Genomic DNA, 16,535 nt, shown 5'->3' on the forward strand with positions numbered 1-16,535 from the left:
CTAAAAGGGATTAAAACAAAAAAGAACCTAGATCAAAAGTTAACTTTTGATCCAAGTTTCTCACTAGTTCCAGAATAAATGTGTTTCATAAGTCAAAACCCTCCGGTTGATTTCAATTTCTCCCGACTTACCGCACACCTTTTTATTGTATCTAAATTGCTTGCTTCATTGTTTTAATCATAATTTGTTTTTAAAACACGCATCTTGACCGCCAAGACACCATGTTTTTGGGCAACTGTTGCTGGATAAACTTTTTGCAGTTCAGCCAGACTCAGTCCAATCGCCGTCTCTGAATAAACCTTATAGATATCGGCTAATTTTTTAAATTTTTTGATACTCCAAGCACTTACTAAAATCATATCTTCCTCGTCACTCTTACGATGAATAGCAAGTGTATCACCTACACTAAAGTGTTTCATCTCTTCTTCATTCAAAAAGATCTCCACCGTTTTTGTCCCATTTGAAATCTTTTCAAACAAAACATCATCCAATCGTATATCCACAATAATCGACCTCCTGCAAAACATTAGTTAACTAGTTGCTTAGAAACTACTTGACATAAGGCATAATACTTTGGGTAAAAGTGTCATAAGGTATTTTATAGATAAGGCTCGTTTAAGCTACAGGCTAAAACAAACAATAGTAAAATGTTATTTGAATATCTATCATAATGGCTGGTCTACAACCAATAATATTAAGTGTTCACCTGCCCATTTACTAAAAATTGGAACACTCCCTATTCCAGATCATCCAAATCATATAAGTAAGATGTTATGCTTTTCACTAAGATTAAGCAAGTAAAATGACTTTTCTAAGGCAGTATATAGGTGCGAAAATTTGAATATTAAGATTAAACCGACACTTAAAATAAAACGAGCAGATTATATCAAAAATTAATTTGATTTAATCCCCTCGCTTATTTTAAATAAATATAGTTCGCTAGCTCTTTTCTTACTAAATTATTGCACATAATATCTTAGTTTAAGAGTCAACCTTAGAGCACACTCTGTTCTATTGTATCCGCACCAGCAATTTTAATTTCTGTTTCTGCGGGAAAAATACTGCGTTCTTTTGCACTCAAAACCTTATCCGTAATAAACAGTGAAATCTTATCTGGTGAACAAATGCTATAGTAAGAAGTATTGACAAACTTCTTATGTTCCGCTACCAAGATTACTTTCCGTGCACGTTTAACCGCGGTCCCGACAACTTCTGCATCCCCCTGATTTAGTAAATAGATACCATTCTCATCAATACCAGAGGCCGCAATAAAAGCCGTATCGAATGCAACCTTATTTAGCTCCTCAACTGCCGAACTTGAATAAAAGAAACGATTTTGATGATCAAGCGTCCCACTTAGCGTCTTAACCGTAACTTTGCTTTTTTCAGCTAATGCCATACAATTATCCAATGAATGCGTAAAAATAGTCATCGGTAAATTAAGGTTCTGACATGTTTTTAATAGAATTGTTGAAGCATCCACAAAATAAACATGGTGTGCTTGAAAGTAATTAACCGCTGTCAGGGCAATTTGTGTCTTTTGACGTGTAAAATGAGCTAAACGGCTCTGAAAATTAGGTACCTTGTTACCAAAGTCCAGTGGGAGAATCCCACCATGTGTCCGTTTTACTTCACCACGTTTATCTAAGAGAACAATATCTCTTCTAGCTGTATCTTGTGAAACACCAAACTCTGACATAATATCCTTGGTTGTTAATTCCTGACGTTCTTCTAATAGTTGTTTGATCAACCCAACTCTTTTTTCTTGGCTCATAAATCAACCTCAAATCCCTAAATATTCAAATCAATCCAGTTTTAATTATACTTGTTTTTCTAAATGATTCCAAGCAACACAAGTTTTCAGCTACTTTAATGTAAGAGAAAACACAAAAACCTGGTTTAAAAAACTGGACTTAATCCGTTCTTCAAACCAGGTTTGATTTTCACTGAGCCTTATTGACCTCAGCTAAACTTAAAATGCTTTTTCTAAAGGCGGTACAACTTGTTTTTTACGTGAGACCACGCCTGGTAAATCTGCCTTGTTATCAACCAGTTTAACGTTGAAGGCTTTCGCAACTGTTTCTTGCGGTTCACCAACTACTAGCAAACGTGTATCACTGTTCATAATATTAGTTACCATCAATAAGAACAGATCGTAGCCATTTTCTTTATTTTGCTTTTCAATCGCTGTCCGTAAAGCGGCTTCGCGAGCAAATACTTCATTTAAGTCAACTGTGTTAACCTGATCGATCCGGACTTTTTTACCGCCCATTTCAAAGGACTTAGCATCAGCTGTAATTAATTCCTCTTCAGTCTTGCTACCTAAATTAGTTCCTGCCTTAAGCATGTCTAAGCCATATGTCTCATAGTCAACACCCGCAATCTTAGCCAGCTCCTTAACAGCTTGTTCATCCTGTGCAGTTGTCGTAGGTGACTTGAAGAGTAACGTATCAGAGATAATTGCTGACAACATCAATCCTGCCAACTTAGCAGGTACAGTAACCTCATTTTGTTTAAACAACTTGTAGATAACGGTACTACAGCAACCCAATGGTTCAGCATGATAGAACAAAGGTGCGGCAGTCTCAAAGTTAGCAATTCGATGATGATCAACAACATGTGTTACTTGAACTTCAGCAATATCATCCACACTTTGTTGTGCCTCATTGTGGTCTACCAGCATAACAGCTGCAACTTCATTTTTAGCTGTCTTAATAATACGTGGTGCCGGTTCCTTAAAGTAATCAAGTACAAATTTTGTTTCTTCATTAGGTGTTCCCAAAGCGACAGCTTCAGTATCTGCCCCTAATTGATTTTGTAGATATGAAAATGCTTTTGCAGCAACAATCGCATCTGTATCAGGGTTTTTATGTCCAAAAACTAATTCTTTCATTAAACTATTCTCCATTCTTTTTAGTACTACCTTGATTTAACCTTCATTGCTCATTTCTGTCAAGCGTGAGATATAATCTTTTTTAACGAGGTATTCTTCAAATGCTTTTAGAAAATGTTGAATACGTGGAATCTGGTCCTTGTCCTTTCTGAAAACAAAGGATAAATCAAAAGAAATCTCAGGTTCAAAAAGAGCTGTCCATAATTTTTCCTTTTTACTGTTATTATGCGCTAAAACAAAAGACTGCGGTAATGTCGTGTACACTCCCGTTTCAAGTGCAAAACGGTAAAGCTGTGCTGGAGTCGCGAAGTGAGCAACACTCGTTGGTTTGTCTACCAATTCATTTTTGTAAGATTCGCGAATAATACTGTTGAGATAATACTGTGGCGGATAAGTTACCCAATCATTATCTAGGGTCTCCTTCAACTTAACACGCCGCTTTTTAGCTAAGCGCTCATCACGATGTAAGAATAGTAAGTCTTCCTTGATAATTTTCTTAGCAGCATATGGTTTCCAGTTTTTGATATTATCATCTGGAAGATACATTACGGCCAGATCGATCGTATTTTTTTCAAGCCTTTCCCAGATCTCCTTACGCGTCAGCATATGAAAAATAATTTTAATATCATGATTCTCTTTATAATACTCAATCGCAAAATTACTAAAAACACGATCCTCGATCGAGGCTAAGATCCCAATGCTGATCTCTCCTTGTGTCGCGCTTGTTGATTGCTGAATCTCATCAGCCGCACGGTTAAGCGCTTCATAAATCTGATGTGTTGCATCAAGCATCGTATAGCCGGCATCTGACAGATGTAGTTTCTTCCCTACTGAGTAAAATAATGGTGCACCGACGTTCCGCTCTAATTTTTTGATCTGCTGCGTTAAAGCAGGCTGCGTAATTCCTAGAATCTGAGCTGCCTGAGTATAACTCATTGTGTCAGCAAGTTGGAGAAAATAACTTAGAGTCTTTGAAGAAAAAATATTTTCCTGTTTCGTTTTCATAATATCCTTCCCACTGCTATTAATTTTTATTAATGGTAAGTACTATTTCAAACTTATTGAATACCTTTATCATAAAACAATTTAGGTCATTTTGACAATAAAAAAATAAGTTTTAACATTTAAATATTGATAGCAATCACTTGCTTGAACTATTTTTTTGACCTGCTTCTCAAAAAAAGCTTAGCGTTAATAATAGGACTACGATAAAATCTCCGCCTTATCATAGTCCTACCACATTAATTCGTTCTTATTCGATTATGCATTCTTCCTATTAATAATTTTCAACTATAAGCCTTTAGCAGTTTCAGTTAAGATACCCCTTGTAGTCCTCAATATGCAATAATTTTTCTGCATTGGCTACTCGCTCACTTGTTGGCGGCTCAATTCCATCTAACTTGTAGTCAATCCCCATTTCGTGGTATTTATGCACTCCCATTGTATGATAAGGTAAAACTTCCACTTTTTGGACATTTTTAAGTGTCTTGATATAAGCACCGAGCTCAGTCAAATAATTATCAAAATCAGTCCGTTCAGGAATTAGTACGTGTCTGATCCACACCGGCTTACCAATATCAGATAAATACTGACACAAATCCAAAATGTTTTCATTACGATAACCAGTTAGTTTACGGTGTTCATCTGAGTTAATATGTTTAATATCCACTAGTAAGATATCAGTGACATCCAAAAGCTTTTTGAATTTATCAAACCACGGCTGACGACGTGTAAATGGTTGTCCACAAGTATCCAGACAAGTATTTATCCCTAACTTTTTACACCTAGTAAAGAGTTCTGTTGCAAATTCCATCTGCAGTAGAATCTCACCACCGCTTAAAGTAATCCCACCTTTATCACCCCAGAAATGACGAAACGGTAAGGCTTTTTCAAGCAGCTCAGAAGTCGTCATCTCTGTTCCAACATTTTTCTTCCAAGTATCAGGATTATGACAGAACTGACAGCGCATATTACATCCCTGCATAAACGCAACAAACCTAATGCCAGGTCCATCAACTGCACCAAAACTTTCAGTAGAATGGACATAGCCGATAATATCGCCATCTCGTTTAGGAACTTTTCTTTCACGTAAAGGTAATTTTGCCATTGTTTCTCATCCTCTCATGGAACCTACTTAATAAAACTAATAAGGAGAGACTGGGACAAAATGTCTTTTGCCTTAGCCCCTCCTTATTATAAAATCAATTAATCATTTTACTCATGAATATTAACTACATCGTCTCATGGAATGTCCGTGAGATAACGTCATCTTGTTGTTCCTTGGTCAGGTCAGCAAAGTAAACGCAGTAACCTGAAACACGGATGGTCAAAGTTGGGTACTTCTCTGGGTGTTTTTGCGCATCAAGTAGCGTATCCCGTTTGAAGACATTGATATTCAAATGATGCCCGCTATTGGCCATATAACCATCAATCATATTAACCATTGTATCTTCTTGCAAGTTAAGATCGTGGCCTAAGGTCGATGGTGTCACTGCAAAGGTATTTGAGATACCATCGGTTGCATATTTGTAAGGAATTTTAGCAACTGATAACAGTGATGCCAAAGCTCCATTTTGTTCTGCCCCGTATGCAGGATTTGCTCCGGGTGCGAATGGTTCGCCTTTCTTACGTCCATCAGGTGTTGAACCAGTGTTTTTACCGTAAACAACATTCGATGTGATTGTTAAAACAGATGTTGAAAGTTTTGAACCACGATATAAATGATGCTTATTCATCTTGGTAAATAATGATTTGACTAACCAAACAGCAATCTTATCTACCCGATCATCATTGTTACCATATTTTGGAAAATCATGATCTGCTTTGAAGTCAACGGCAATTCCGTTCTCATCGCGGATAGCTTTTACATGACCATACTTAATAGCTGAAATTGAGTCAGCCGCAACCGATAAACCTGAAATACCGGTTGCAAAGGTCCGTGCAAGTCGTGTATCTTTCAATGCTAACTGAGCTGATTCATAGTAATATTTATCATGCATATAATGAATCGTGTTTAATGCGTTAACATAAACATCTGCTAACCAATCCATCATCACATCTAGTTTTTGCATAAACTCATCATAATCAATATATTCGCTGGTAATTGGAGCATACGCTGGACCCACTTGGGCTGCGCCCACTTCATCCTTACCACCATTAATAGCATAAAGAACCGTTTTTGCAAGATTAGCACGTGCGCCAAAGTACTGAATCCCATCAGCAACCGGCTGTGCAGAAACACAGCAAGCAATCGCATAATAATCTGTGCCCCACTGTTTAACCATCAAGTCATCATTTTCATACTGAATCGTCGAACTTTCAACCGAAACACTTGCTGCATACCGCTTGAAGGTTTCAGGTAATTTCTTCGACCACAGTAAGGTAATATTTGGTTCTGGAGCAGCTCCCATGTTGCTTAAAGTATTTAAGAAACGGTAGGCTGTCTTAGTAACATGGTGTTCACCATCCAGACCCATCCCAGCTAAAGATAATGTTGCCCAGATTGGATTCCCAGAGAACAAGGAATTGTATTCTGGTGTCCGGATAAATGAAACCATTCTTAATTTCATTGTAAATTGATCAATAAGCTCCTGTGCTTCAATTTCATTTAAGATTCCCCGTTCAAGATCACGTTCAAGATAAATATCAAGGAAAGCATCAATTCGACCGATTGACATTGCAGCACCATTTTGCTGCTTAATAGCTGCTAAGTAACCGAAGTACAACCATTGAATGGCTTCTGTTGCAGTTGTTGCTGGTTTAGAAATATCGAAGCCATATGAGGCTGCCAGTTCCTTCATTTGGTTCAAAGCTCTGATTTGTTCAGAAATTTCTTCACGCATCTGGATAACATCGTCAGTCATTTCATTGCCGCCATAATTATCTAAATCTTTCAGCTTAGCTTCTACTAAACGGTCAATTCCATAAAGAGCAACACGTGGAAAATCACCAACAAGACGACCACGTCCATACGCATCCGGTAGCCCAGTGACAATTTTATAATGCCGAGCACGTCTGATCTCTGGAGTATAAGCGTCGAACACACCTTGATTATGGCTCTTAGTAATATCAGTGAAAATATGTGTTATTTCCGGATCAATCTCGAAACCGTAAGATTTAAGAGCATCTGCTGCCATCCGAATGCCACCGAACGGCATCAAAGATTTCTTCATTGGTTTATCTGTTTGCAAACCGACAATCTTTTCACGGTCTTTATCTAAGTAACCTGGCTTATGAGAAGTGATGGTTGAAACGACTTTTGTGTCAGCATCAAGCACACCGCCAGCAGCACGTTCTTTAAGTTTTATTTCTGTCAACTCATCATTGAGAGCAGTCGTATCTTCAGTCGGTCCTTTAAGGAAAGATTCATCCCCGTTATACTGACGGTAGTTCTGCTGAATAAAATCACGAATATCAATTTCTGATTGCCATTCTCCGCCTTTGAAATCATCCCATGCTTTTTGACTAGTTTCTCTCTCCATCTGTTTCATCCTAAAAGCCTCCTCGTTAATGTATAAGCGCTTTCTACACTTAGATAATAGCACTCGCTTAGTTTTATAGCAAGCGTTTTCACTAATTATTTAAAATATTTCAAAATAAAATTAGTCTTTCCCACTAACAGCCGCTTTATTACCCCAAAAGCTAACGTGAAGCATTGAACAAAACGTTTTACAAAATATAAAATAATTATTATTTTTAACATTAACTATTGGTCCACTATCCAAATCAAATATTCAATTATGGAATTTACAGCTAGGCTATATGAATTATTTACGCAAAAATAAATAAGGGACCTAGGTCAATAATTAGTTCTTTGACTAAGTCCCGCAGTTATTTTTTAATAACTTTCTCTTAACGAACAGCGCCGGTAGCATAGATTGGATGAGCCGCCGTCAAGTCCTTCACTTGTTTCTTGATATCTTGTAGTTTGAATTCATCATGTGCGTTCTTCAACGCTGCTACGATCAATTCAGCAACGTGAGCTGCATCTGCCGTTGAAAAACCGCGACTTGTAATTGCAGGCGTCCCTAAGCGAATCCCACTTGTTTTGAAGGGACTCAGTGTTTCAAAAGGAATTGAATTCTTATTAACTGTAATATTGAGCGTGTCAAGCAGTTTTTCGGCTCCCTTACCATTAAGTCCAAACCCGCGGACATCAACTAACATTAAATGATTATCTGTTCCGCCCGAAACCAATCGTGCGTCTGAGTCATTTGCAAAGACTGTTGCCATTGCTTGCGCATTAGCAATAATTTGTTGTGAATATTCTGTAAAACTCGGATCAAGAGCTTCCTTAAAGGCTGCTGCTTTCGCTGCCACGACATGTTCCAGCGGTCCGCCCTGTGTTCCCGGAAAGATACTACTGTTGATTTTCTTCGCTAAGTCACTGTCATTAGTCAAGATCATCCCACCACGCGGTCCACGTAAGGTTTTGTGGGTCGTCGTCGTCGTTATATCAGCATAAGGAACAGGACTTGGGTGCAAGCCTGCCGCAACTAAGCCGGCGATATGCGCCATGTCAACCATTAATTTTGCATTGACTTTATCGGCAATCTCCCTGAACTTAGGGAAATCAATAGTCCGTGAATAAGCACTGGCTCCAGCAACAATCAACTTAGGTTGATGTTCTTCAGCTAATTTTAAAATTGCATCATAGTCAAGCTGTTCACTCTCTTTATCAACGCCATAACCAATAAAATTATATGTTTTACCACTAAAGTTAACTGGTGAGCCATGAGTTAGATGTCCACCTGCAGCCAAATCCATTCCTAAGACTGTATCTCCTGGCTTAATCAAGGATAAATAAGCTGCCGCATTAGCTTGCGAACCAGAATGCGGCTGAACGTTTGCAAATTTTGCGCCAAAAATTTTTTTAGCTCGCTCAATCGCTAAACTTTCAACAACATCAATATATTGACAACCACCATAATATCTTTTACCTGGGTATCCTTCAGCGTATTTATTAGTTAAAACACTACCTTGAGCTGCCATAACACCCTTTGAAACGATATTTTCAGAAGCAATTAACTCAATATTATTCTGCTGTCTGTTTTCTTCATTTTGGATCGCATTCCATAATTCTGTATCATATTCTTTATAATCCATTAGGCCACCTCCACCTGCGATTATTGTACCATAGACCCAAAAAAGGTGCGAAAGAAGTTCAGTAGTTTTATGAAATTTATGTGCTAATAGTGAACTTTAACTTTTGTTTTTCTATAAAACATTCTAAAAGACGAATTAAATAAATCCTACTCGTTTTTTTGTAAGCTAATTATTCGTCTGAATTCAGCTATTTTTTAAGCCAGTTTTCTGGATCAAGGCGCCACTTTTGGAGTAGTTCTTTTTCAGAAACAGTTATTTGCTCCTCTTCTTCCGCAACATCAATTAATTCACTATAATTGGTTAATGTTTTGAACGGTATCTCAGCAGCTTCAAAATTTTTAGTAGCTGCTACTAGTTGATAACTAAAGATTCCACAAACACCAATCACATCTGCCCCTTCTTTTTGAGCCGCTGTCACTGCCTGCAACACACTTCCGCCAGTTGAGATCAAGTCATCAATCAAAATAGTTTTTTGTCCAGCAACCATTCGACCTTCTATTTGTTTGCCGCGTCCATGGTCCTTAGGTTTAGAACGGACATAGACCATCGGTAAAGCTAACTCTTGCGCGATCCAGGCTGCATGTGGGATACCAGCTGTTGCCGTTCCGGCGATCAACTCAACTTCTGGAAAGGACTCTCTGATCAAAGCTGCAATCCCGCGTGCGATTCTTGTTCGAATTGCGGGATAACTGATCGTTAACCGATTATCACAATAAATCGGGCTTTTAAGCCCACTTGCCCACGTAAAAGGTTTATTCGGGGAAAGGGTTACCGCATTAATTTCTAGAAGATCTTTTGCAACTTGCTTCATTAAATATTTTCCTCCCACACTTTTTTGATATATCGGTATGCAGCAACACAATCTGCTGCCTGTGTAATTGCACGTCCAACTACGATCGCACTACTTTTTCTGACCGCAGCCTGTTCGGGCGTCATAACTCGTTTCTGATCGCCTTGATCACCACCGGCTAGTCTGATCCCAGGTGTAACCCGCAAAAAGTCAGTTCCAGTTGCAGTTAAAATTGCATTTGCTTCGTAGGCAGAACAAACTACGCCGTCCATCTCTGCAGTCTGCGCCAAACGCGCATAGTGCAAGACACTTTGCTCAAGCGAACCGACTACTTGCTGCTGTTCTGTTACCATTTTCTGATCTGTCGAAGTTAACTGTGTGATCGCCAGTAGTTTGGCATTGCTGTTCCCACCGCTACCATCAAGCAGACCTTCTTTAGCAGCACGCATCATCTCACTGCCGCCGCTTGCATGCAAAGTCGTCAGCGTCACGCCTAGTTTACCAATTACGCGCATCGCACTCTCAACCGTATGCGGAATGTCATGACACTTCAAATCCAAGAAGACATCATGACCTTGATCCAAAATAGCTTTAACCATTTCCTGCCCTTCACTATAGAAGAGCTCCATCCCAACTTTAACAAATAGCTTTTCTTCTTCCGGAAATTTATTCAGAAAAACAGCTGCTGCTTGTCGATCTGGAAAATCTAATGCAATAATCGGTCGCTTAATCGTCATTCGGATATCCCCCCCTAACTTCTGCAATTAATTCACTTAGACTATTAATTTTTAAATCTTCCATCTTTGAAGGTAAAGCTTTAATAATATCCGGACATGCCGTTGGGTTATTAAAATGTGCTGTCCCAATGGCAACTGCGCTTGCACCTGCCATGTACATCTCAAGGACATCCGCAGCTGATTCGATCCCACCCATGGCAATGATCGGTAGATCGACTGCCCGACTGACTTGGTAAATCATTCGAACAGCAATCGGCTTTATTCCTGGGCCAGAAAGCCCCCCCGTTTTGTTGCCCAGAATCGGTTTACGTGAATTTAAATCAATTCGCATACCTAACAAAGTATTAATCATACTTAAACCATCTGCTCCACCAGCCGCAACTGCTTGGGCAATCGCAACGATATCCGTCACATTTGGTGAAAGTTTGACATAAACTGGTACTTGTGAAACCTCTTTGACTGCCTTCGTCAACTGTTGCGCTATCTGTGGGTCAGTTCCAAAAAGCATTCCACCTTCATGAACATTAGGACACGAAATATTCAGTTCAAGTGCAGAAACCATTCCTGAAGCAGACATACGCTTAGCAACCTCAACGTATTCAGCTTGCGTCGCACCCGCGATATTGGCCACCACGGGTAATGTAGGATATTTCTGGTGAAGAACCGGCAATTTTTCTCGCAGGATAACGTCAACACCAGGGTTTTGCAATCCGACCGCATTCAAAACACCGCTTGTTGTCTCTGCGATCCGCGGTACGGGGTTCCCTGCTCGTGGTTTAAGAGTTGCAGCTTTAATAATAATTGCTCCCAACTCATTCAAGTCGAACATCTCAGCGTAGCGATTATCGCCAAAACCAAAGCATCCACTTGCCGGCATCACTGGATTTTTTAAATTTAAACCTGGAAGTTCAACTGCTAATCGGCTTGCCGCTGTCATAGTCTGACCTCCCGACCATTGAAAACAGGTCCTTCAACACAGACTCGCTTGTTATAAGTGCCATCTTTAGTCGAGACAACACAGCCCTCACAGGCACCTACGCCACAAGCCATCCTGCTTTCCAACGAAAGATAAATCTCGGCTGTGGTTCCTGCAAAACGAGTCTGGACCATCTGAAGCAACCCGTTTGGCCCACAAGCATAAACCTTGGTGTAAGTCTGCTCGGGCTGAGTAGCAAGAAGCTGACCAACATTCCCTTGAAAACCCTTTGAACCATCATCTGTTGCCAAGAGCAACTGACCATTATCTTCAAATTCTTTCTCACCAAAAATCAGTGCCGCTGTCCGAAAACCAATAGCAGTTGTTACCTTACACCCCTTATCTTTCAAGGCCTGTGCAAGCAACATCAATGGTGGCACCCCTGTTCCACCACCAACGAGTAAAACGTTCTCTGTCGATTCTACATTTTCTATTGGGAACCCATTTCCTAGCGGCCCCAAAATATTTAACTGTGCCCCAACAGCCGTCTGCTGTAACAAATGTGTTCCATCGCCAACCACCCGGTAAATCAAAGTAATTGTCTCTTGCAGTGGAGCAAGCGCCGCAATTGCCAGTGGGCGCCGCAACTGATAGGTTCCATCCGGAAGTTTCAGCATCACAAAGCATCCTGGTCTTGCCTGAGCATAATCAAATTTTCCGTACAAAACGATCCGGTAAATACTAGGTGCTAATTCCTCTTGCGCAATAATTCGCATATCACTTTTCGTAAGCATTTTCAGCCCCTTCCATACGATCAGATTTCCCTTTACTTCATTACATCCGTTGCAAAAGTCCGGTTTTCAAGTGCTTTGACAAGGGCTTCTGCCGTGTTGAGTGAGGTTATCAGCGGAATATTGTGTTCAATCGCCGTTTGTCTAATCGTGAAACCATCCGAAGTTACCTCATGATCATGCCCCATCGTATTAATGACCAGCTGTATCTTACCTTCTTTTATCAGCTGTAGGATCCCCATCCGATCTACAGCATCCTCACCGATCTTATTAACTGTTTTTACCCGTAACCCGTTATCATTCAAGAACTGTGCTGTCCCACTAGTTGCATAGAGTCGGTAACCAATTTGGCTAAACTTTTTAGCGAGTGGTAAAACGATATCTTTATCATGGCTGTCAATCGTTAGCAGGACACTGCCGCTAAGTGGTAATTCCATTTTAGCACCTGCAAAGGCCTTAAGAAGTGCCTTCTCAAAGGTCCGATCACTCCCCATAACTTCTCCTGTTGATTTCATCTCCGGTCCAAGGTAGCTATCAACATCTTCTAATTTGCTGAATGAAAAGACTGGTGCTTTGACATGGATCGACTTGCTTTCAGGATAGAGCCCAGTTTCATAACCTAACTCACGTAATGATTTTCCTAAAATAACTTTGGTTGCGACTTGTGCCATCTCAATTCCAGTAATTTTGCTCAAGAATGGAACTGTCCGGCTCGCACGTGGATTGACTTCAAGAACATAAACCTCATCATTATGAATAATAAACTGGATATTCATAATTCCCACACACTTCAAAGCAACGGCTAATTTTTGCGTAGCATCAACAATCTGCTGCTTGATTTTTTCTGAAAAAGATTGTGGGGGGTAAACCGCCATTGAATCACCCGAATGAACGCCCGCATGTTCAATATGTTCCATAATTCCTGGTAGTAAGACTCGTTCACCATCACAAATTGCATCAACTTCACATTCCCGACCTTCAAGATATGCATCAACTAAGATCGGATGGTCAATTGCTGCCGTCACATTCTGTTCAAGATAGTCTTCCAGCTCAGCTTCATTATTTACAATTTCCATTGCACGACCACCTAGCACATAACTTGGACGAACCAAAACTGGGTAGCCAATCTCTTTAGCCGTTGCGATAACCTTTTCCTGAGTCGTTGCCGTTTTGCCGACTGGTTGTTTCAACCCCAGGTTATTGATAACTTGATCGAAAAGTTCACGGTCTTCCGCACGATCAACATCTTCAACTTTTGTTCCAAGCACTTTGACTCCATTAGCCTGCAGATCGGCAGCTAAATTAATCGCCGTTTGCCCACCAAATTGAACGATGACCCCCAAGGGATGTTCAAGTTCAATCACATTTAGAACATCTTCCAGTGTTAACGGTTCAAAATAAAGCTTGTCAGAGATGGAGAAATCAGTTGACACTGTTTCGGGATTGCTATTCATAACAATCGCTTCATAGCCTAACCGTTGAATAGCCTTTACACTATGAACTGTTGCATAATCAAACTCCACACCTTGTCCGATTCGAATTGGCCCTGAGCCGATAACCAAGACAGAATCTTTTGAGCTTGGATGGCTTTCACTTTCTAAATCATAAGTACTGTAAAAATACGGTGTCTGCGATTCAAACTCCGCAGCACAAGTATCCACCATTTTATACGTTGGCAAGACTTGGGTCTCTTTACGTAATGCGCGGACTTTTCTCTCTGTAATATTCCATAGTTTAGCAATCGTAGCATCACTAAAACCATATCTTTTAACCTTTGGCAAAAGATCTTTATCTTCGGGATTCTTGCAGATCTCAACTTCAAGTTCAGTAATATGTTTAATTAAATCAAGGAAATAGTGATTGATCTTGGTTAATTCATTAACCTCATCTAGTGTATAACTACGTCTGAATGCCTCCGCAATATAAAAGAGCCGGTCGTCTTGCGCGTGCACTAGTTTTTCTTCTAATTTATCATCACTCGCTTCGTGAGCTTCTGGTGATAATAGATCAGTTTCATCAATCTCTAGTGAACGAACTGCCTTTTGAATTGCTTCTTCTGCCGTTCTCCCAATTGCCATTACTTCACCTGTAGCCTTCATTTGCGTTCCTAACTTACGGTTAGCACGCGGAAACTTGTCAAAAGGCCACCGGGGGATCTTAGCAACAACATAATCTAGGGCTGGTTCAAACTCTGCAAAAGTTGTTCCAGTAACTGGATTTTTAATCTCATCAAGTGTTAAACCGACCGCAATCTTAGCTGCCATTTTGGCAATTGGATATCCAGTAGCTTTAGAAGCTAAAGCTGATGAGCGACTGACCCGCGGATTGACTTCAATAACATCATAATTAAAGCTGTATGGATCAAGAGCTAACTGAACGTTACAACCGCCTTCGATTTTCAATGCGCTAATCAACCGGAGTGACACATCCCGCAGCATCTGGTATTCACGGTCCGACAAAGTTTGAGTTGGTGCTAACACGATTGAGTCTCCTGTATGGATTCCTACCGGGTCGAAGTTTTCCATCGAACAAACAACCATTGTATTATCAGCACTATCACGCATTACTTCAAATTCGACTTCTTTATAACCCATAATACTTTTTTCAATTAGACACTGTGTTACTGGCGAAAGGTCTAAACCGTTAGCAGCGATCTCAGCTAATTGCTCTTTATTATCACATAGACCACCACCAGTTCCACCCATTGTAAACGCGGGACGAACGATAACTGGGTAACCGATCTCGGCTGCGAAGTCTAACGCTTCTTCTATCGTGCTGACTGTTTTTGAATCTGGAACAGGTTCACCAAGTTCGTTCATTAGTTCCTTAAATAATTCACGATCTTCAGCTTGATTAATTGCATCAAGCTTCGTCCCTAACAATTCAATCTCAAGTTCTTCTAGGATACCCGTCTTAGAAAGTGACATTGCTAAGTTTAAACCGGTTTGCCCACCTAACGTCGGTAAAATAGCATCAGGATATTCTTGTCGGATAATCCGTGAGACTGACTCCGTTGTCAAGGGCTCAATGTATACACGATCTGCGATCTCAGTATCTGTCATGATCGTTGCCGGATTTGAATTGACTAACACAACTTCATATCCTTCTTCACGTAATGCTAGACATGCTTGTGTCCCTGAATAATCGAATTCTGCTGCTTGACCAATAATAATCGGTCCAGAACCAATTACCATTATCTTATGAATATCCGTTCTCTTAGGCATTTTTTTCATCCTTTCTTACATCGATCATGTGCATGAAATCATCAAACAGGTCTGCTGCATCATGTGGGCCAGGAGCTGCGTCCGGATGAAACTGAACACTGAAGGCTGGATAATTTTTATGCCGCAATCCTTCAACCGTATCATCGTTGATCTCACGGTAAGTTACATTTAGTTTCTGGTTATCGATTGACGCTGGTTCAACCGCAAAGCCATGATTTTGCGAGGTAAAGCAGATTCGTCCGGTTGCCACTTCTTTGACTGGATGATTAAAGCCACGGTGTCCGAATTTCATTTTGTAAGTATCCGCTCCGTTAGCAAGCGCGAAAAGTTGATGCCCTAAACATATTCCAAAAAGTGGCAGTTTCTTCTCAACTTCGCTTACCATCTCAATTGCTTGCGGCAATGATTTGGGATCCCCCGGCCCATTCGACAAGAGGACACCATCTGGTCGCAGCTTGAAAATGTCCTCCGCTGTCGCCGTGTATGGTAAGACGATCGTATTGCAGCCACGTTTGGCTAATTCCCGTAAAATACTGTGTTTGAGACCATAATCAACCACAACGACATTTCTTTTATCACCCGGATTAGGATAAGGCTTGCTAGTTGATACTTGTTGAACGAGATTATGATTGATCACCATCGCGTTCAGCTGGTCAAAAGCATGGTCTAAGTCGGATTTCGCATCGACAATACTACCCTTCATTGTTCCGCGTGAACGTAGTTTTTTAGTTAACGCACGGGTGTCAATTCCTGTAATCCCAGGGATATCCATCTGCTCCAAAAAAGCAGGAAGTGAAGTCTGTTGCCGCCAGCTACTTGAAACACGTGCTACTTCATGGCAGATGACCCCTTTGCACGTTGGCTCAATCGACTCATAATCATCAAAGTTGACTCCATAATTTCCAATTAGGGGATTAGTAAAAACTAAAATCTGGTTTGAAAATGATTGGTCAGTAATTGCTTCTTGATAACCAGTCATCCCAGTCGTAAAAACGACTTCACCACTAGTAGTACTAGGTGCACCAAAACCTTCGCCTTCAAAGATCGTTCCGTCTTCTAAAAGTAAATAACGTTTCACT

At 40.3% G+C, this 16,535-nt stretch carries 13 protein-coding genes; all 13 read right to left on the bottom strand.

The window, feature by feature from the left end:
- Positions 1-173: 173 nt before the first annotated feature.
- The 13 genes from FC81_RS05470 to FC81_RS05530 all read right to left on the bottom strand — a co-directional run bounded on the left by FC81_RS05470 (position 174) and on the right by FC81_RS05530 (position 16,534).
- Complete coding sequence (locus FC81_RS05470; protein ID WP_057743973.1) at positions 174-503, bottom strand: ASCH domain-containing protein; 330 nt, start codon at positions 501-503, stop codon at positions 174-176.
- 491 nt (positions 504-994) lie between these two features.
- Positions 995-1,774: a DeoR/GlpR family DNA-binding transcription regulator gene (locus FC81_RS05475; protein ID WP_057743977.1), complete on the bottom strand. Its 780-nt coding sequence runs from the start codon at positions 1,772-1,774 to the stop codon at positions 995-997.
- 198 nt (positions 1,775-1,972) lie between these two features.
- Entirely contained in the window at positions 1,973-2,893 is a 921-nt protein-coding gene (locus tag FC81_RS05480; protein WP_057743979.1) for a manganese-dependent inorganic pyrophosphatase, read from the bottom strand.
- Positions 2,894-2,929: 36 nt separating this feature from the next.
- On the bottom strand, positions 2,930-3,898 hold the full coding sequence (locus tag FC81_RS05485) for a LysR family transcriptional regulator (protein WP_057743982.1): 969 nt from the start codon (positions 3,896-3,898) through the stop codon (positions 2,930-2,932).
- Positions 3,899-4,202: 304 nt separating this feature from the next.
- Positions 4,203-5,000 (bottom strand): pyruvate formate-lyase-activating protein, encoded by a 798-nt coding sequence (gene pflA / locus FC81_RS05490; protein ID WP_057743985.1) that lies wholly within the window; start codon positions 4,998-5,000, stop codon positions 4,203-4,205.
- A gap of 124 nt (positions 5,001-5,124) precedes the next feature.
- Entirely contained in the window at positions 5,125-7,383 is a 2,259-nt protein-coding gene (pflB, locus tag FC81_RS05495; RefSeq protein WP_057743989.1) for a formate C-acetyltransferase, read from the bottom strand.
- 361 nt (positions 7,384-7,744) lie between these two features.
- The gene (gene glyA / locus FC81_RS05500) at positions 7,745-8,998 is read right to left on the bottom strand and encodes a serine hydroxymethyltransferase (protein WP_057743991.1); all 1,254 of its coding nucleotides are present in this window, start codon (positions 8,996-8,998) and stop codon (positions 7,745-7,747) included.
- A gap of 187 nt (positions 8,999-9,185) precedes the next feature.
- Positions 9,186-9,809 (bottom strand): orotate phosphoribosyltransferase, encoded by a 624-nt coding sequence (gene pyrE / locus FC81_RS05505; protein WP_057743994.1) that lies wholly within the window; start codon positions 9,807-9,809, stop codon positions 9,186-9,188.
- A complete protein-coding gene (gene pyrF, locus FC81_RS05510) occupies positions 9,809-10,525 on the bottom strand; it encodes an orotidine-5'-phosphate decarboxylase (protein ID WP_057743997.1) in 717 nt (238 codons plus the stop codon). Before pyrF ends, pyrE begins: the two co-directional genes overlap by 1 nt.
- Complete coding sequence (locus tag FC81_RS05515) at positions 10,515-11,462, bottom strand: dihydroorotate dehydrogenase (RefSeq protein WP_057744001.1); 948 nt, start codon at positions 11,460-11,462, stop codon at positions 10,515-10,517. The genes pyrF and FC81_RS05515 overlap by 11 nt, the downstream gene beginning before the upstream one ends.
- A complete protein-coding gene (locus FC81_RS05520; protein ID WP_057744004.1) occupies positions 11,459-12,235 on the bottom strand; it encodes a dihydroorotate dehydrogenase electron transfer subunit in 777 nt (258 codons plus the stop codon). Before FC81_RS05520 ends, FC81_RS05515 begins: the two co-directional genes overlap by 4 nt.
- A 32-nt stretch (positions 12,236-12,267) precedes the next feature.
- Positions 12,268-15,456, bottom strand: coding sequence for a carbamoyl-phosphate synthase large subunit (carB, locus tag FC81_RS05525; RefSeq protein ID WP_057744006.1), 3,189 nt, complete (start codon positions 15,454-15,456; stop codon positions 12,268-12,270).
- Positions 15,449-16,534, bottom strand: a complete 1,086-nt coding sequence (locus FC81_RS05530; protein WP_057744009.1) for a carbamoyl phosphate synthase small subunit — start codon at positions 16,532-16,534, stop codon at positions 15,449-15,451. Before FC81_RS05530 ends, carB begins: the two co-directional genes overlap by 8 nt.
- Between the last annotated feature and the right edge of the window lies 1 nt (position 16,535).

The sequence above is a fragment of the Liquorilactobacillus capillatus DSM 19910 genome, assembly GCF_001434915.1.
GTDB classification, from domain to species: domain Bacteria; phylum Bacillota; class Bacilli; order Lactobacillales; family Lactobacillaceae; genus Liquorilactobacillus; species Liquorilactobacillus capillatus.